Genomic DNA, 17,591 nt, shown 5'->3' with positions numbered 1-17,591 from the left:
GAAACAGGCCATCCAGGTCGAAGACAGACCGCGCGCCAGCCAACCGGAAACACGGGAAGAGATGTCGGCACCCAATAAGTCGTACGACCCTGTCGAGGTCGCGATGCTGAAACCGGAAGAGATCGAGCGGATGCGCGACGAGGCGCTCGCCGCCATCGCCGCCGCGGCCGATCTGGACGCGCTGCACGAGGTGAAGGTCGCCCACACCGGTGACCGTTCACCGCTCGCGCTCGCCAACCGGGAGATCGGCGCGCTGCCGCCGCACGCCAAGGCGGAGGCCGGAAAGCGCGTCGGCCAGGCGCGCGGCGCGGTCAACAAGGCCCTGGCCGCCCGCAAGGAGCAGTTGGAGGTCGAGCGCGACGCCCGCGTGCTGGTCGAGGAGGCGGTGGACGTCACGCTGCCGTACGACCGCCGCCCGGCCGGTGCCCGGCACCCGCTCACCACCCTCTCCGACCGGATCGCCGACGTCTTCGTGGCCATGGGCTACGAGGTCGCCGAGGGTCCGGAGGTCGAGGCGGAGTGGTTCAACTTCGACGCCCTCAACATCGCCGCGGACCACCCGGCCCGCACGATGCAGGACACCTTCTTCGTCAACGCCGGTCAGGCCAACGGCAGGCGGGTCGGCACCGGTTCGGCCTCCGGCGATGTCGTACTGCGCACCCACACCTCGCCGGTGCAGGTCCGTTCGCTGCTCGACCGCGAACCGCCGGTCTACGTGATCTGCCCGGGCCGCGTCTACCGCACCGACGAGCTGGACGCCACCCACACCCCGGTCTTCAACCAGGTCGAGCTGCTCGCCGTGGACGAGGGCCTGACCATGGCGGACCTCAAGGGCACGCTGGACCACATGGTGCAGGCGCTGTTCGGGGAGGGCATGCGCACCCGCCTGCGCCCCAACTACTTCCCGTTCACCGAGCCGTCCGCCGAGATGGACATGGTCTGCTACGTGTGCCGTGGCGACTCGGTGGGCAACCCCGACCGTCCGTGCCGCACCTGCTCCTCCGAGGGCTGGATCGAGCTCGGCGGCTGCGGCATGGTCAACCCGCGGGTGCTCACCGCCTGCGGTGTGGACCCCAACAAGTACAGCGGTTTCGCCTTCGGCTTCGGTATCGAGCGGATGCTGATGTTCCGCCACAACGTCGAGGACATGCGAGACATCGTCGAGGGTGACGTGCGCTTCACCCTTCCGTTCGGGATGGAGATCTGATGCGGGCCCCGCTTTCCTGGCTGCGGGAGTACGTCGACCTTCCGGCTGGCGAGACCGGCCGCGATGTGCAGGCGCGGCTGGTCTCGGCCGGACTCGAGGTGGAGAAGGTCGAGCAGCTCGGCGCGGGCCTGAAGGGCCCGCTGGTGGTCGGCAAGGTGCTGGCCATCGAGGAGCTGACCGAGTTCAAGAAGCCCATCCGCTACTGCCAGTTGGACGTCGGCACGGCCAACGGCACCGGTGAGCCGCAGAACGTGATCTGCGGTGCGCGCAACTTCCGCGTCGGCGACAAGGTCGTCGTCGCGCTGCCCGGCGCCGTGCTGCCGGGCGACTTCCAGATCGCGTCCCGCAAGACCTACGGCAAGGTCTCCGAGGGCATGATCTGCTCGGCCCGCGAGCTGGACATGGGCGACGACCACGACGGCATCATCGTGCTGTCGCCGGAGCACGAGGTCGGCACCGACGCCATCGAGCTGCTGGAACTGGTCGACGAGGTGCTGGACATCGCGGTCACCCCGGACCGCGGCTACTGCATGTCGATGCGCGGCATCGCCCGTGAGACCGCCACCGCCTACGGGCTGCCGCTGCGCGACCCGGCGCTGCTGGACGTGCCCGCCCCCAACTCGTACGGCTACCTGGTGAAGGTCGCCGACCCCATCGGGTGCGACCGCTTCACCGCGCGCACCGTGGTGAACGTCAGCCCCGAGGCGGTCTCGCCGATCTGGCTGCAGCGGCGGCTGCAGAAGGCCGGGATGCGGCCGGTCTCGCTGGCCGTGGACGTCACCAACTACGTGATGCTGGAGCTGGGTCAGCCGCTGCACGCCTACGACCGCGGCCGTCTCGACGGCCCCATCGGGGTGCGCCGGGCCCATCCGGGCGAGAAGCTCACCACGCTGGACGGCACCCAGCGCGTCCTCGACCCCGAGGATCTCGTCATCACCGACAACTCCGGCCCGATTGGCCTGGCCGGCGTGATGGGCGGTGCCAACACCGAGATCGCCGACCCGGTCCGCGATGAGGAGACCGGTGAGGTGCGCGGCACCACCGAGATCGTCGTCGAGGCCGCGCACTTCGACCCGGTCGCGGTGGCCCGCACCGCCCGCCGCCACAAGCTGTCCTCCGAGGCGTCCAAGCGCTTCGAGCGAGGCGTCGACCCGCAGGCCGCCTCGGCCGCCGCCCAGCGCACCGTCGACCTGCTGGTCCTGCTGGCGGGCGGCACCGCCGAGGCCGGGGTCACCGAGGTCATCTCCCCGTCCGCGCCGCGCACCATCTCCATCCCGGCGGACCACCCGGACCGGGTCGCCGGTACCGAGTACGGCCGGGAGACCGTGGTACGGCGGCTGCAGCAGGTCGGCTGCGACGTCTACGGTGCCGACGAGCTGGTCGTCACCGTGCCGAGCTGGCGCCCGGACCTGACCGACCCGAACGACCTCGCCGAGGAGGTCATCCGGCTCGAAGGCTACGAGAACCTGCCGTCCACGCTGCCGAAGCTGCCCTCCGGCCGTGGTCTGACCGAGTCGCAGCAGCTGCGCCGCCGCATCGGCCGCGCGCTGGCCGGTGCCGGGTACGTCGAGGTGCTCAACTACCCGTTCGTCGGTGACGCGGTGCTGGACCAGATGGGCCTGGAGCCGGACGACGCACGGCGCCGCTCGGTGACGCTGGTCAACCCGCTGTCCGACGAGGAACCGGCGATGCGCACCACGCTGCTGCCCGGGCTGCTCGGCACGCTTCGCCGCAACCACGGGCGCGGTGCGCAGGACCTGGCGCTTTTCGAGACCGGCCTGGTCTTCCTGCCCACCGGTGAGGAGCCGGCGCCGCCGAAGCTGACGGTGGACCGGCGCCCCACGGACGAGGAACTGGCCGCGCTGGACGCCGCGTTGCCGCACCAGCCGGTGCACGCCGCCGTCGTGCTGACCGGTGCCCGTGAGCCCCAGGGCTGGTGGGGCAGGGGCTACCCCGCGACCTGGGCGGACGCCGTCGAGGCGGCCCGTACCGTGGCCCGTGAGGCCGGAGTCGAACTGGCCGTCCGTCAGGGCCAGTACGCGCCCTGGCACCCCGGCCGGTGCGCCGCGCTGTACGCGGGGGAGGAACTGGTCGGCCACGCCGGAGAGTTGCACCCGCGGGTCATCAAGGCGATGAACCTGCCGGAGCGCACCTGCGCGATGGAGATCGACCTGGAGCTCGTGGAGCGGGCCGGTGGCGGCACGCTGCGGGCACCGCGGGTCTCCACCTTCCCGGTGGCCACCCAGGACGTCGCGCTGGTGGTGGACGAGTCCGTCCCGGCCGCCGACGTGGAGGCCGCGCTGCGCGCGGGCGCGGGTGAACTCCTGGAGGATCTGCGGCTGTTCGACATCTTCTCCGGTGAGCAGATCGGCGAGGGCAGGAAGTCGCTGGCGTACGCGTTGCGCTTCCGCGCCCCGGACCGCACGCTGACCGCCGAGGAGGCGTCCGCCGCTCGCGACGCCGCGGTGGCCGCGGCGGCCGAGCGCACCGGAGCGGTGCTGCGCGGCGCGTGACCGTGACGACCGAGGGCCGGTCCGGCGATTCGCCGGACCGGCCCTCGGTCGTTCGGGCTTGTCGCCAAGCCCCGGAAGAGCGCGGGTTACGCGTAGTCGTAGAAGCCGTGGCCGCTCTTGCGGCCGAGGCGGCCCGCGTCGACCATGCGCTGGAGCAGCGGCGGCGAGGCGTACAGCGGCTCCTTGTACTCGGCGTACATCGAGTCCGCGATCGCCGCGATGGTGTCCAGGCCGATCAGGTCGGAGAGCTTGAGCGGTCCCATCGGGTGGGCGCAGCCCAGCTCCATGCCGTTGTCGATGTCCTCGCGGGTGGCGATGCCGGACTCGAACATCCGGATCGCGGAGAGCAGATACGGCACCAGCAGCGCGTTCACCACGAACCCGGACCGGTCCTGGGCGCGGATGGCGTGCTTGCCCAGCACGTCGGTGACCAGCTTCTCGGTACGCAGCAGCGTCTGCTCACCGGTGGTCAGCGCCGGGATCAGCTCGACCAGCTTCTGCACCGGCGCCGGGTTGAAGAAGTGGATGCCCAGCACATGGTCGGGGCGCGAGGTGGCGACGGCCAGCTTCACCAGGGGGATGGAGGAGGTGTTGGAGGCGAGGATGGCGTCCGGCCGGGTCACCACCTGGTCGAGCACCTGGAAGATCTCGGTCTTCACCTGCTCGTTCTCCACCACCGCCTCGATCACCAGGTCGCGGTCGGCGAACTCGCCGAGGTCGGTGGTGAAGGTGAGGCGGTCCAGTGTGGCGTCCCGCTCCGCCTCGGTGATCTTGCCGCGTTCGGCCGCCCGGCCGAGGGAGTTCGCCAGCCGGGTCCGGCCGAGCTCCAGCGCCTCACCGTTGGTCTCGGCGACTCGTACGTCCAGCCCCGCCCTGGCGCAGACCTCGGCGATACCCGCGCCCATCTGACCGCAGCCCACTACCCCGACCAACTGGATGTCGCCCACCGTGCAGCCTCTCGTGTTCGCATGTCGCCCCCCGGATCGCGGGCGGCGGGCGGCCGGTCCCCGTCGACCCGCGCCACTTCGCGACCTTACACCGGGTGCGCGGGGCCCTTCAGAGCCGGTCGTGGACGGTGATCATGAGCAGGTCCTTGTGCGGTCCGGTCACCCGCCACACCACCTGCCAGCGGTCCTGACCGCTCACCGTGTACTGAGCGAGGTAGCCGTCCGAGGCGCAGGGATGGTGCGCCGCCCAGCGCCCGGTGCGCAGGTCGAGGTGGTGGAACGGACGGCCGTCGGTGAACCGGACCTCGCACGTGCCGTCGCCGACCGGTTCGAAGCGGTGGCCGCGGTAGGCGGGCCGGGTCACGCCGCCCCAGGTGAACCGGCCCTCCTCGGTGTGCAGCAGCACTCCGCCCGGGCGCTGCCGGCGGAACTCGCAACTCCCGTCGAAGGAGCCGGTCTCCCCGCTGCCGAGGTCACGGACCGTACGCGTCACCCGCCATCGGCCTTCCAGGTAGGCGAGCACATCGGGTACGGGATGGGACACGCCGTCGATCGTAGCGGCGACGCGCCGTGGCCCTGACGGGTTGCCCAGGAGCGCGCCGCGTGCACATCATCGGCAGACCAGTATCTGACGAGTCGTCAGGGGATGTGATGGAGCCGATCAGCCGAAGGAACTTCACCGCGGCGGCCGTGGGCGCGCTGACCGGTGCGCTGGGCGGCGGGCCCGCCGCCGCCCGGGAGCGGCTGCCCGAGCAGTTCCGCGGGATGTGGGCGGCCACCGTCGCCAACCTCGACTGGCCCTCGGCGCCCGGCCTCGGCGTACCCGAGCAGCGGGCCGAGCTGCTGGCGCTGCTCGACAGCGCCGTCGACCGGCGGCTCAACGCGGTACTGCTCCAGGTGCGACCGGCCGCCGACGCCTTCTGGCCGTCCCGCTACGAGCCCTGGTCGCGGTACCTCACCGGTACCCAGGGCCGGGACCCCGGTTGGGATCCGCTCGGCCACGCGGTGCGCGAAGCCCACCGCCGGGGGCTTGAGCTGCACGCCTGGTGCAACCCGTACCGGGTCTCGGTGCAGCCCGATCCCGGCATGCTGGCGCCGGGGCATCCGGCGCGGCGGCACCCCGACTGGGTGGTCGAGTACGGCGGGCAGCTCTACTACAACCCTGGGCTGCCCGCGGTACGCGGCTTCGTCCGGGAGGCGATGCTGGACGCGGTGCGCCGCTACCCGGTGGACGGCCTGCACTTCGACGACTACTTCTACCCGTACCCGGTGGCGGGTGAGGAGTTCGACGACGCGGACGCGTACCAGGCGTACGGCAGCGGCTTCCCGGACCGGGCCGCCTGGCGGCGGCACAACGTGGACCTGCTGGTATGGGAGACGGCCGCCCGGATCAAGCGGCTTCGACCGGGCGCGCGGTTCGGCATCAGCCCGTTCGGGGTGTGGCGGAACGATTCGGCGGATCCGCGCGGTTCACGGACCGCGGCCGGGATCCAGAGCTATGACGACCTCTACGCCGACTCGCGCGGCTGGGTGCGCAGGGGCTGGCTGGACTACGTCTGCCCGCAGCTGTACTGGAACATCGGCCTGGCCGCCGCCGACTACGCCAAACTCGTCCCCTGGTGGTCCGATGCCGTGGACGGCACCGGGGTCCACCTCTACATCGGGGAGGCGCTCTACAGGCAGGAGGCACCCGGCCAGCCCGCCGCCTGGCAGAACCCGGGCGAACTCAGCCGGCACCTCGCCTTCGACCGGTCGTGGCCGCAGGTGCTGGGGAACGTCTACTTCTCGGCGAGGGATGTGATCGCCGACCCGTCCGGCGCGATGGCCCGGGTGGTCGCCGACCACTATCCGACCCGGGCCAGGCCGCCTCGCTGAGGGTCAGTGCGCGGTGGGCGGGGACTTGAGGTGCCGTACCACCGAGTCGGGCCCGGGCGACATCAGGCACTCGTGCCCGTCGTCCTCGAACCGCACCCGGTAGGGAGGGTCGCCCTTCTCGCCCAGCACCTCGATGACCTCGGCCATCCGGTCATGGTGGCCCACGGTCCTGCCGTGCACCAGGATCTTGTCGCCTTTGTCCGCGTGCATAGCTGACCTCCCGGCCGGTGATGAATTCCCTAGCGCGGATGTGCCAAGTCTATTCGGGTACGGCCCGGACGCACCCGCTCAGGCGATCGGATGCGGGGAGTCGCCCGCGAGCAGCAGCTGCGGCACCTGGCTGAAGTTCCAGCCGTCGCCGTGCCGGTTGAAGACGTAGACCACGTCGAACCGGGACCCCGGCCAGGACGCCGGCGGCTTCGGGGTGACCGGTCCCAGATGGGCGATGATCGCCGCGACGCTCTGGTGCTCCCAGGCCACCAGCGTCGGCCCGGAGGTGCTGCGCAGGGCGGCGGCCAGCGCGGCCTCCTGGCCCTTGGCGAACCGCAGGTCGAGCGAGGTGCCCAGGGCGGCGGCGAGCGGGGTGACCGTCTCCTTGGGGCGCTTGCTGCCACCGCTGGAAGGGTCGGCGGCGAAGATCCGGGTCGGGCGGGCCAGGCCGGGGCGCGGCGGCGCGGGGTGGCCGTCACCGTCCCGCGGGTCGAACAACCCGATCAGCGCGCCCGCGCGGGACCAGCCCTGGATGGTGAGCGACTTGTCGTCCTTCTCGCCGGCCTCGGTCACCCCGTACGGGGCTCCGGAGCCGGTGGGCTTCTCCGCGTGCCGGATGATCATGAGCATGTCCGGCCCTCCGCTACCGACCTGTGCCGTCGACGCCGTGCTGACGGTGGGGTCCGACGCGTGTCCGCCCTTCGCGCAGGCGCCCAGTGCCGGTGCGGCAGCGCCTGCCGCGAGGAGTCCGAGCATGGTGCGGCGCTGTATCCGGGATGTCACGCTGAATGCCTTCCGTCGTCCTGGTCCGCGCGGGAGCCGCGGTACTCGGCTGCCCATCGTTCCCCAAGGATGGCGCAACTTGGCCTGGCAGCAGCCAAGTTAGGGGTGATGTCTCGCCATCCGGGACGCGTGTCCGGGGTTCGGCCGGGGGTTGCGGCGGCCTCGGCTCCGCTCGGCGACGGGAAAGCGTAGGGCCCTTTCGAGGTCGAGTCGATCACGGGATATCTTGATGTCAAGCAATGTGTGCAGACGTGGAGCGGAGCACCCGGTGACTGATTCGACCATCATCTACACCCACACCGACGAGGCCCCGGCCCTGGCGACGTATTCGTTCTTGCCTGTGATCCAGGCGTACGCCTCGACCGCCGGAGTCGCTGTGGAGACCCGTGACATCTCTCTGGCGGGGCGGATCATCGCCAGCTTCCCCGAGCGTCTTGAGGAGGGCCAGCGGATCCCGGACGCCCTCGCCGAGCTGGGCGAGCTGGCCAAGACGCCCGAGGCCAACATCATCAAGCTGCCGAACATCTCGGCTTCGATCCCGCAGCTGAAGGCGGCCGTCGCCGAGCTCCAGGAGAAGGGCTACGCGCTGCCGGACTACCCGGACGACCCGAAGACCGACGAGGAGCGCGACATCCGCGCCCGCTACGACAAGGTCAAGGGCAGCGCCGTCAACCCCGTGCTGCGCGAGGGCAACTCCGACCGCCGCGCCCCCGCGTCGGTGAAGAACTACGCCAAGGCCCACCCGCACCGCATGGGTGCCTGGACGTCGGAGTCGAAGACGAACGTCGCCACCATGGGCGTCGACGACTTCCGCTCCACCGAGAAGTCCGCGGTGATCGCCGAGGACGGCTCGCTGCGCATCGAGCTTGCCGGGGACGACGGCAGCACCACCGTGCTGCGCGAGTCGGTGCCGGTGCTCGCCGGAGAGGTCGTGGACGCGTCCGTCATGCGCGTCGCCGCGCTGCGCGAGTTCCTCAGCGAGCAGGTGGCCCGGGCCAAGGCCGAGGGCGTGCTTTTCTCCGTGCACCTGAAGGCCACCATGATGAAGGTCTCCGACCCGATCATCTTCGGCCACGTCGTGCGGGCCTTCTTCCCGAAGACGTTCGCCAAGTACGGTGAGACGCTCGCCGCCGCGGGGCTGAGCCCGAACGACGGCCTCGGCGGCATCTTCAAGGGCCTGGAGTCGCTGCCCGAGGGCGCCGAGATCAAGGCGTCCTTCGACGCCGAGCTGACCGAGGGCCCGGCCCTGGCGATGGTCGACTCCGACCGCGGCATCACCAACCTGCACGTACCGAGCGACGTCATCGTCGACGCCTCCATGCCCGCCATGATCCGCACCTCCGGCCACATGTGGGGCCCGGACGGTCAGGAGGCGGACACCCTCGCGGTCCTCCCGGACAGCAGCTACTCCGGTGTCTACCAGGCCGTCATCGAGGACTGCCGGGCGAACGGCGCCTTCGACCCCGCGACGATGGGCTCGGTGCCCAACGTCGGCCTGATGGCGCAGAAGGCCGAGGAGTACGGCAGCCACGACAAGACCTTCGAGATCCCCACCACCGGCACGGTGCGGGTGGTCGACGGCAACGGCAACGTGGTGCTCCAGCAGGTGGTCGGCGCCGGCGACATCTTCCGCATGTGCCAGACCAAGGACCTGCCGATCCAGGACTGGGTCAAGCTCGCCGTCACCCGTGCCCGCGCCACCGGCGACCCGGCCGTGTTCTGGCTGGACGAGAACCGGGCGCACGACGCGGTGCTGATCGAGAAGGTCAGGAACTACCTGCCGCAGCACGACACCGAGGGCCTGCGGATCGAGATCATGTCGCCGGTCGAGGCGACGAAGTTCTCCCTGGAGCGCATCCGCCGCGGCGAGAACACCATCTCGGTCACCGGCAACGTGCTCCGCGACTACCTGACCGACCTGTTCCCGATCCTGGAGCTGGGCACCAGCGCCAAGATGCTCTCGGTCGTCCCGCTGATGGCGGGCGGCGGCCTGTTCGAGACGGGCGCGGGCGGCTCCGCGCCGAAGCACGTCCAGCAGCTGGTCAAGGAGAACTACCTGCGCTGGGACTCGCTGGGCGAGTTCTTCGCCCTCGTCCCCTCCCTCGAGCAGTACGCGAAGACCACCGGCAACGCCCGGGCCCAGGTGCTCGCGGACACCCTCGACCGGGCCACCGGCACCTTCCTGAACGAGAACAAGTCGCCGAGCCGTCGCCTCGGTGGCATCGACAACCGGGGCAGCCACTTCTACCTGGCCATGTACTGGGCCCAGGAGCTGGCCAAGCAGACCGACGACGCCGAGCTGGCCAAGGCGTTCGCCCCGCTCGCGGCGACGCTCTCCGAGCAGGAGCAGGCCATCGTCGACGAACTGGTCGCGGTGCAGGGCTCGCCCGCCGACATCGGCGGCTACTACCAGCCCGACGCCACCAAGGCCGCGGCGGTCATGCGTCCGTCGGCCACCTTCAACCAGGCCCTCGCCAGCCTGAGTTGATCCGCCGGGGCGGCCCGCCGCCCCGCGCAACCCCCTGTTCCGCCCCGGCTGGCCTCGCCAGCCGGGGCGGCCGGGTCTCAGCCAGGAGGTCACCCGAGGCGGACAGCGCGGGGTCCTGGAGCAGCCCGTGGCCACCAAGGCGGCAGGCCGCGCCGGAAGTCGTGGAGGCGGTCACACGGTGCCTCGACCGGCTACGCGCCGCGGCGCCGCGACCCGGCTTCGCGCCATCGGGTTCCGGTCGTGCCGAGGACCGGCCGCCGACGTGCGATGCTGGTGCGCATGAACCTGGAGGACCTGGTACGGCTGCGCCGCGCCCGGGACGTGATGGACCGCGACTACGCGCGGCCACTGGACGTTCCGGCGCTGGCGAACGTCGCGCTCATGTCACCCGGGCACTTCTCCCGCAGCTTCCGCGCCGCCTTCGGGGAGACGCCCTACAGCTATCTGATGACCCGCCGCGTCGAGCGGGCGAAGGCGTTGCTGCGGCGGGGCGACATGAGCGTGACGGAGGTCTGCTTCGCGGTCGGGTGCACCTCGCTGGGGTCGTTCAGCTCGCGCTTCACCGAACTGGTCGGCGAGAGCCCCAGCGCCTACCGGGCCCGCCGCCACGAGGCGGGCGCCGCGATCCCGGCGTGCGTCGCCAAGATCCTCACGCGACCGGTCAGGACCGGCCAACCGGTCAGGATCGAAGAAGCGGAATCCGCCGCCGCCTCGTAGCGTCGGAGGCATGACCATCAAGCTCGCACAGTGCTTCATCGCAGTCGACGACCATGACAAGGCGCTCGCCTTCTACCGCGACATCCTCGGCATGGAGGTGCGCAACGACGTCGCCTTCGAGGGGATGCGCTGGGTGACCGTCGGCTCGCCCGCGCAGCCGGACGTGGAGATCGTCCTCGAACCGCCGCTGGCCAACCCCAACGCCTCGCCGGCCGACAAGCAGGCGATGGCGGAACTGCTGGCCAAGGGCATGCTGCGCGGCGTGATCTTCTCCACCGACGACTGCGACGCCACCTTCGAACGCATCCGGGCCGCCGGTGGTGAGGTGCTGCAGGAGCCGATCGACCAGCCCTACGGCGTCCGCGACTGCGCCTTCCGCGACCCGGCCGGCAACATGCTCCGCTTCAACCAGCCCCGCAAGCGGTAAGCACCGCCCGCCGCAGGGTCCGGGTGGACCGCGGGGGCAAACGCCCCGAGCGGGGATCGAGGCGTACCTGGGGGACGAGTCGGCGCACGCCACGAGCGGCGCGAAGCGCCGCCTGGCCCGCGTCATGTTCCAGACGATCGCGCGCCGCGCCCGCTGGCGGCTGCCACCGCTGGCGCGGTCGCGCACGGCCACTTCCTCGACGCGGGCCGGACGCGATGTGCGCCGCCCGCACGACCGCGAGCCCATGCCCGACGGGGATGGTCGGTCCGGCGCCCCGGCCGGCACCACCGGTCGGGTGGCCAGCTACCGTTGCCACGACCGCGCCGAGAACCAGACGTACTGCTCGAAGCTGGTCAGATCGAGCCGGGCGACGCAGACAGAGGCCGCGAGGGCGGCCTCGCCCACCTATGGAGACACGATGAGCAAGGCCAAGAGGACGGACACGCAGTCGCCTGCGCAGCACGTTGCCGACAGCCACGATCTGATCCGCGTGCACGGCGCGCGCGAGAACAACCTCAAGGACGTCAGCATCGAGATTCCGAAGCGCAGGCTGACGGTCTTCACCGGCGTCTCCGGCTCGGGCAAGAGCTCGCTGGTGTTCGACACGATCGCCGCGGAGTCGCAGCGGCTGATCAACGAGACCTACAGCGCCTTCGTGCAGGGGTTCATGCCGACGCTGGCGCGGCCCGAGGTCGACGTGCTCGAAGGGCTGACGACCGCGATCATCGTCGACCAGCAGCGAATGGGGGCCGACCCCCGCTCCACGGTCGGCACCGCCACCGACGCCAACGCGATGCTGCGCATCCTCTTCAGCCGGCTCGGGAAGCCGCACATCGGCCCGCCCAGCGCCTACGCCTTCAACGTCCCCTCGGTCCGGGCGAGCGGCGCGATCACCGTTGAGCGCGGTGCCAAGAAGACGGTGAAGCAGACTTTCTCCCGCACCGGCGGCATGTGTGCGCGCTGTGAGGGCCGGGGGTCGGTCTCCGACGTCGACCTCACCCAGCTCTACGACGACTCGAAGTCGCTCGCCGAGGGCGCGATCACCGTTCCCGGCTACAAGGCGGGCGGCTGGAACTATCGCCTCTACAGCGAGTCGGGCTTCTTCGCCGCGGACAAGCCGATCCGCAAGTACACCAAGAAGGAACTGCACGACTTCCTACACCGCGAGCCGACCAGGATGAAGATCGCGGGCATCAACATGACCTACGAGGGGCTGATCCCGCGGATCCAGAAGTCGATGCTCTCCAAGGACGTCGACTCGCTGCAGCCGCACATCCGGGAGTTCGTGGACCGGGCGATCACCTTCACCGCCTGCCCCGACTGCGACGGAACCCGGCTCAGCGAGGCGGCCCGGTCGTCGAAGATCAAGAAGACCAGCATCGCCGACGCCTGCGCGATGCAGATCAGCGACCTGGCCGAATGGGTCCGCGGCCTCGACGAGCCGTCGGTGGCGCCGCTGCTCACTGCGCTGCGGCACACCCTCGACTCGTTCGTGGAGATCGGCCTGGGGTACCTCTCGCTCGATCGTCCCTCGGGCACGCTGTCGGGTGGCGAGGCGCAGCGCGTCAAGATGATCCGCCACCTCGGCTCCTCGCTCACCGACACCACCTATGTCTTCGACGAGCCCACCACGGGCCTGCACCCCCATGACATCCAGCGGATGAACGACCTTCTGCTACGGCTGCGGGACAAGGGCAACACGGTGCTCGTCGTGGAGCACAAGCCGGAGGTGATCGCGATCGCCGACCACGTCGTCGACCTCGGTCCCGGCGCCGGTACGGCGGGCGGCACCGTCTGCTTCGAGGGCACCGTCGAGGGGTTGCGGGCCGGCGGCACCATCACCGGCCGCCATCTCGACGACCGGGCCGCCGTGAAGGAGACGGTGCGCAAGCCCACCGGCACGCTGGAGATCCGCGGCGCGACGACGCACAACCTGCGCGACGTCGACGTCGACATCCCGCTCGGCGTGCTCACCGTGGTCACCGGCGTCGCCGGCTCCGGCAAGAGCTCGCTCGTGCACGGGTCGCTGCCCCAACAGCCGGGGGCCGATGGTGCGGGTGTGGTGTCGATCGACCAGGGCGCCATCCGCGGCTCGCGACGGAGCAACCCGGCGACGTACACCGGGCTGCTGGAGCCGATCCGCAAGGCGTTCGCGAAGGCCAACGGCGTGAAGCCCGCGCTGTTCAGCGCCAACTCCGAGGGCGCCTGCCCCAACTGCAACGGCGCCGGTGTCATCTACACCGACCTGGCGATGATGGCTGGAGTCACCACCACCTGCGAGGAGTGCGAGGGGAAGCGGTTCGAGGCGTCGGTGCTGGAGTACCACCTCGGCGGCCGCGATATCAGCGAGGTGCTGGCGATGTCCGTGGCCGAGGCCGAGGAGTTCTTCGGCGCCGGCGAGGCGCACACGCCGGCCGCGCACCGCATACTCGGCCGGCTCGCCGACGTCGGGCTCGGCTACCTCACCCTCGGCCAGCCGCTCACCACGCTGTCCGGCGGCGAGCGGCAGCGGCTGAAACTGGCCACCCACATGGCGGACAAGGGCGGCGTCTACGTCCTCGACGAGCCGACCGCCGGCCTCCACCTCGCCGACGTCGAGCACCTGCTCGGGCTGCTCGACCGGCTCGTCGACTCCGGCAAGTCGGTCATCGTCGTGGAGCACCACCAGGCGGTCATGGCGCACGCCGACTGGATCATCGACCTCGGCCCCGGCGCCGGCCACGACGGCGGCCGAATCGTCTTCGAGGGCACACCGGCCGACCTCGTCGCCGCCCGCTTCACCCTCACCGGCGAGCACCTCGCGGCCTACGTCGGCACCTGACCGAGACCTCGCGGAATCCGGTCGCGCTCCGGCTGACGGAGCCGACAGGATGCGGCCATGGCTGACGATCTCCTGCTCGCTCGCGCCCGGGAACTGTGGGCGGAGCTGGCGGGCACACCAGTGGATTTCCGCCCGTCGGGAGGTGTGAATGTGGTGGTCGCGCCCGGGGCTCGGTTGTGTCCGCCGTCGTGGACCGGGGTCGTGCGGATCGGTGACGCCGCCATCGTCACCGCGCCGAGCGTGCGGACCGCCGGGATGATGGACGACGCCGCGCGGAGGTTGTCCCTCGAAGAGCTCTTCGAGGTCGCTCGTCTGCGTGTGGTGCTGCCTGTACTCGATGTCCTCGGGCCGGCTGCGCTCTTCTATGTCGGCCGGGACGGCTTTCTTCCTGCGCATGAAGTTACCGGGGTCAAGCAGTTGCCGGTCGGTCACGTTACTGACGACCTGGCCGAACTGCTGGCCCTGGCCGGGGAGGAGGAGGCAGGCGAGAGCGGTCTGGCGGACATCTCCTCTCCCGCGTTCACGCTGCGCCGGGGCGACGAGGTGGTGGCCGCGGCCGGGTACCAGTCCTGGCCGCGGTCAGTGGCCCACCTGAGCGTGCTGGTTGCTCCGCACTACCGGGGACGGCACCTGGCCCGGACCGTGGCGTCCGCAGCAGTGGCCCATGCCCTTGATGTCGGATTGCTGCCCCAGTGGAGAGCACGGCCCTATCCGTCACAGCGGGTGGCTGCAGCTCTGGGTTTCCAGGAACTGGGTGCCCAGCTCAGCGTTCGCCTAGGCAACGCCCCTGCCGACCAGGGCCGGTGAGGACTGACCCTCCGGCACGGCGCAGGTCAGCAGCGTGGCACCTGCCGACCGTCCTGCCGTCCTGCGGCAGGACGGCCTCGGGGGGTGCATGTCAGGGAGCGGGGACGGGGCCGCCGGGCCGGAACCGCTCCACCCCGACGATGTGCCGCACCTTGACCGGGCGCACGATCACCGCGACCCGCTGCTCCCCCGGCATGAGCCACTCGAAGCGCTCGCTGCCCAGGTACTTGCGGGCCAACTGGTCCATCCGCTCGTGCGCCTCCTCACCCTCGATGAAGCGGGCCACCACACCACTGATCTGCACTCGGTCGAAGGGGTCCGTGGCGTCCGCGTGCGAGAGATAGACGCGGGGGTCGCGGCGCAGGTTCTCCTCCTTCACCCGACCCACCGAGGTGTTGAACATCAGCTCCCCCTCTCCCTCCAGATCCACCCACATCGGGCTGACCTGTGGTGCTCCGTCGGCGAACACGGTGCCGACGTACCAGATGTTGGGGGCTTGCAGCCGGGCGCGAACGGCTTCGTCGAACGTCGCAGTCATCCCGGGAGGCTATCAACCATGATCGGCGGGACAGCTCGGGAGAGCCGGGATTCCGAGGGGTGAAGCCGACGCGGGGACCTATCCCCGCGCTCCTGCCCCTGCGGCCGAGACCGCGCCGCGGGCTGGCCCACCGGCACTCGTACCGCGCTGCTGTGACTGAGCCCTTCGGTTGGCCCGTGAGGGGTTTGTGTACGGACCGATACCTCCTACCCCCAGCGCAGCCTGCCCGAGCGGCCTCCCGTGCCACTTCCCACGAAAACCCCGCAGGTGGGAGTGGTGACCGCTACTCTGCTGTGACTGTCGCGATAGATGTCACCGCGGCGTTCGGCGGTCGTACTGGCGAACCCGTCGCCGAGGAGGGCTTCTGATGCGCAGCCTGACGTATTCGATGGGCGTCTCACTGGACGGCTACATCGTCGGGCCGGACGGCGGTTTCAACTGGTCGGCGCCCGACGAGGAGGTCTTCCGCTTCGCCACCGACGAGGTACGCGAGGCCGGCGTCCACCTGTTGGGACGACGGCTGTACGAGACGATGCTGTACTGGGAGACCGCCGACCAGGATCCATCGCTCGACACTGCGATGCTCGAATTCGCCGCGATCTGGAAGGCGCTTCCGAAGGTGGTTTTCTCCACCACGCTGTCGGCGGTGCAGGGCAATACCCGCCTGGCGTCCGGTGGCCTGGCGGCGGAGATCGAACGGCTGCGAGCCGAGCCGGGGGAGGGCAACATCGCTATCGGCGGCGCGACTCTCGCCGCCGAGGCGGCCGCGCTGGGTCTGATCGACGAGTACCGGGCCAGGGTCTACCCGGTGCTGGTAGGCGGTGGCATTCCGTTCTTTCCCCAGCGCGAGCGCCGAGTGGATCTCGAACTCGTGGAGACCCGCACCTTCGGCTCGACGGTCGTCTACCTCCGTTACCGCGTGGCGCGCTAGCCAGCTCGTCGCGGTGCCAACTGCGGCGGCCAGGCGACCAGGTGACATCCATCGCGACCAGTCACACCTGCGGGCGTCTCCCGCGCTCACCTGGCCAGCTCAACCGCTCACGGGCCAGCCGAAGGGCACAGTCGCATGCGCCAGTCGAGGCCGTCAACGGGCGTCATTGCATAAAACTTCGCTGAGCCGTATAGTCATGCCATCGGCGAGGAGGGTTTCGATGGCGTTGCGGGTAGCGGTGGCGGGGGCCAGCGGGTACGCGGGGGGTGAGGTGTTGCGGCTGCTCATGGGGCACCCCCAGGTTCAGATCGGGGCCGTCACCGGGAACTCCAGCGCCGGACAGCCGCTCGGTGCCGTGCAGCCGCATCTGGTGCCGCTCGCCGAGCGGACACTCGAAGCCACGACGCCCGAGGCGCTCGCCGGGCATGACGTGGTCTTCCTCGCGCTGCCCCACGGGCAGTCCGCCGCCGTGGCGGAGCGGCTCGGCGACGGGACGCTGATCGTGGACTGCGGGGCGGACTTCCGGCTCAAGCGCGCCGCGGACTGGGAGAGGTTCTACGGCTCCGCGCACGCCGGTACCTGGCCGTACGGGCTGCCCGAACTGCCCGGCGGACGGGCCGCGTTGCGGGGGGCCAGGCGGATCGCGGTGCCGGGCTGCTACCCGACCGCCGTGTCGCTCGCGCTGTTCCCCGCGTACGCGGCCGGGTTGGCCGAGCCGGAGGCCGTGGTGGTGGCCGCCTCCGGTACGTCCGGCGCGGGCAAGGCGCCCAAGCCGCACCTGCTGGGCAGCGAGGTGATGGGCTCGATGAGCCCGTACGGCGTCGGCGGCGGGCACCGGCACACCCCGGAGATGGCGCAGAACCTCTCCGCCGCGGCGGGCCGCCCGGTCACCGTCTCGTTCACCCCGACCCTCGCCCCGATGCCGCGCGGGATCCTGGCCACCTGTAGCGCCAAGGCCACCCCGGGCGTGACCGCGCAGTCGCTGCGTTCCGCGTACGAGAAGGCGCTGCGGGACGAGCCGTTCGTCCGTCTGCTGCCCGACGGGCAGTGGCCGTCCACCGCGGCCGTCCACGGCTCCAACTCCGCGCTGCTGCAGGTCGCCTACGACGAGGCGGCGGACCGGATCATCGCCATCAGCGCCATCGACAACCTCACCAAGGGCACCGCGGGCGGCGCGGTGCAGAGCATGAACGTCGCCCTGGGCCTCCCGGAGGAGCTTGGGCTTTCCACGATCGGAATCGCCCCGTGAGCCGCCGTGCCGCCGGGCCGCCGACAACGACTTGCCTCAACCTTCGCCTCGCGGGCGGAGAAGCGAACGGAGAAGCGC

Annotated in this window: 15 protein-coding genes; 10 read left to right on the top strand and 5 right to left on the bottom strand. The window is 70.8% G+C overall.

Annotation, left to right across the window (positions count from 1 at the left end; translation table 11 throughout):
* The first annotated feature begins 61 nt into the window (after window positions 1-61).
* Both pheS and pheT read left to right on the top strand, forming a co-directional pair.
* Window positions 62-1,207: a phenylalanine--tRNA ligase subunit alpha gene (gene pheS / locus O5O46_RS10195; RefSeq protein WP_269854992.1), complete on the top strand. Its 1,146-nt coding sequence runs from the start codon at window positions 62-64 to the stop codon at window positions 1,205-1,207.
* The gene (gene pheT / locus O5O46_RS10190) at window positions 1,207-3,720 is read left to right on the top strand and encodes a phenylalanine--tRNA ligase subunit beta (protein WP_269854991.1); all 2,514 of its coding nucleotides are present in this window, start codon (window positions 1,207-1,209) and stop codon (window positions 3,718-3,720) included. Before pheS ends, pheT begins: the two co-directional genes overlap by 1 nt.
* Window positions 3,721-3,806: 86 nt before the next feature.
* Here pheT and O5O46_RS10185 read toward each other — a convergent pair whose 3' ends face one another.
* Together O5O46_RS10185 and O5O46_RS10180 are read right to left on the bottom strand one after the other, a co-directional pair.
* A complete protein-coding gene (locus tag O5O46_RS10185) occupies window positions 3,807-4,667 on the bottom strand; it encodes a 3-hydroxybutyryl-CoA dehydrogenase (protein WP_269854990.1) in 861 nt (286 codons plus the stop codon).
* A 109-nt stretch (window positions 4,668-4,776) separates the two neighbouring features.
* On the bottom strand, window positions 4,777-5,211 hold the full coding sequence (locus tag O5O46_RS10180) for a DUF6314 family protein (protein WP_269854989.1): 435 nt from the start codon (window positions 5,209-5,211) through the stop codon (window positions 4,777-4,779).
* Between the two features lie 107 nt (window positions 5,212-5,318).
* Here O5O46_RS10180 and O5O46_RS10175 point away from each other — a divergent pair, with 107 nt between their 5' ends.
* Entirely contained in the window at window positions 5,319-6,542 is a 1,224-nt protein-coding gene (locus tag O5O46_RS10175) for a glycoside hydrolase family 10 protein (RefSeq protein WP_269854988.1), read from the top strand.
* Window positions 6,543-6,545: 3 nt separating this feature from the next.
* Here the strand turns inward: O5O46_RS10175 and O5O46_RS10170 are convergent, their stop codons facing one another.
* Together O5O46_RS10170 and O5O46_RS10165 are read right to left on the bottom strand one after the other, a co-directional pair.
* Window positions 6,546-6,752: a DUF1918 domain-containing protein gene (locus O5O46_RS10170; RefSeq protein ID WP_269854987.1), complete on the bottom strand. Its 207-nt coding sequence runs from the start codon at window positions 6,750-6,752 to the stop codon at window positions 6,546-6,548.
* 78 nt (window positions 6,753-6,830) lie between these two features.
* Window positions 6,831-7,535: a hypothetical protein gene (locus O5O46_RS10165; protein ID WP_269854986.1), complete on the bottom strand. Its 705-nt coding sequence runs from the start codon at window positions 7,533-7,535 to the stop codon at window positions 6,831-6,833.
* Between the two features lie 268 nt (window positions 7,536-7,803).
* Here O5O46_RS10165 and O5O46_RS10160 point away from each other — a divergent pair, with 268 nt between their 5' ends.
* The 5 genes from O5O46_RS10160 (at window position 7,804) to O5O46_RS10140 (ending at window position 14,795) form a co-directional block, all read left to right on the top strand.
* The gene (locus O5O46_RS10160; RefSeq protein ID WP_269854985.1) at window positions 7,804-10,023 is read left to right on the top strand and encodes an NADP-dependent isocitrate dehydrogenase; all 2,220 of its coding nucleotides are present in this window, start codon (window positions 7,804-7,806) and stop codon (window positions 10,021-10,023) included.
* A 279-nt stretch (window positions 10,024-10,302) separates the two neighbouring features.
* On the top strand, window positions 10,303-10,740 hold the full coding sequence (locus O5O46_RS10155) for a helix-turn-helix domain-containing protein (RefSeq protein ID WP_269854984.1): 438 nt from the start codon (window positions 10,303-10,305) through the stop codon (window positions 10,738-10,740).
* A 10-nt stretch (window positions 10,741-10,750) separates the two neighbouring features.
* The gene (locus O5O46_RS10150) at window positions 10,751-11,167 is read left to right on the top strand and encodes a VOC family protein (protein WP_269854983.1); all 417 of its coding nucleotides are present in this window, start codon (window positions 10,751-10,753) and stop codon (window positions 11,165-11,167) included.
* A gap of 418 nt (window positions 11,168-11,585) precedes the next feature.
* Window positions 11,586-13,988, top strand: a complete 2,403-nt coding sequence (locus tag O5O46_RS10145) for an excinuclease ABC subunit UvrA (RefSeq protein WP_269854982.1) — start codon at window positions 11,586-11,588, stop codon at window positions 13,986-13,988.
* 57 nt (window positions 13,989-14,045) lie between these two features.
* Window positions 14,046-14,795 carry a GNAT family N-acetyltransferase gene (locus O5O46_RS10140; protein ID WP_269854981.1) on the top strand — a complete coding sequence of 250 codons (750 nt, stop codon included), beginning with the start codon at window positions 14,046-14,048 and terminating at the stop codon, window positions 14,793-14,795.
* 91 nt (window positions 14,796-14,886) lie between these two features.
* On the opposite strand, the gene O5O46_RS10135 is transcribed toward O5O46_RS10140, so the two are convergent.
* Window positions 14,887-15,333: a TIGR03618 family F420-dependent PPOX class oxidoreductase gene (locus O5O46_RS10135; protein WP_269854980.1), complete on the bottom strand. Its 447-nt coding sequence runs from the start codon at window positions 15,331-15,333 to the stop codon at window positions 14,887-14,889.
* A gap of 367 nt (window positions 15,334-15,700) precedes the next feature.
* Here O5O46_RS10135 and O5O46_RS10130 point away from each other — a divergent pair, with 367 nt between their 5' ends.
* Together O5O46_RS10130 and argC are read left to right on the top strand one after the other, a co-directional pair.
* On the top strand, window positions 15,701-16,264 hold the full coding sequence (locus O5O46_RS10130; RefSeq protein WP_269854979.1) for a dihydrofolate reductase family protein: 564 nt from the start codon (window positions 15,701-15,703) through the stop codon (window positions 16,262-16,264).
* Window positions 16,265-16,484: 220 nt separating this feature from the next.
* The gene (gene argC, locus O5O46_RS10125) at window positions 16,485-17,513 is read left to right on the top strand and encodes an N-acetyl-gamma-glutamyl-phosphate reductase (RefSeq protein ID WP_269854978.1); all 1,029 of its coding nucleotides are present in this window, start codon (window positions 16,485-16,487) and stop codon (window positions 17,511-17,513) included.
* The last annotated feature ends 78 nt before the right edge of the window (window positions 17,514-17,591 follow it).

It is taken from the genome of Streptomyces sp. RPT161, from assembly GCF_027533845.1.
In the GTDB taxonomy this organism is placed as follows: Bacteria; Actinomycetota; Actinomycetes; order Streptomycetales; family Streptomycetaceae; genus Streptantibioticus_A; species Streptantibioticus_A silvisoli_A.
Note: the sequence above shows the minus strand (reverse complement) of the source record. Positions and strands in the feature narration are given on the sequence as shown.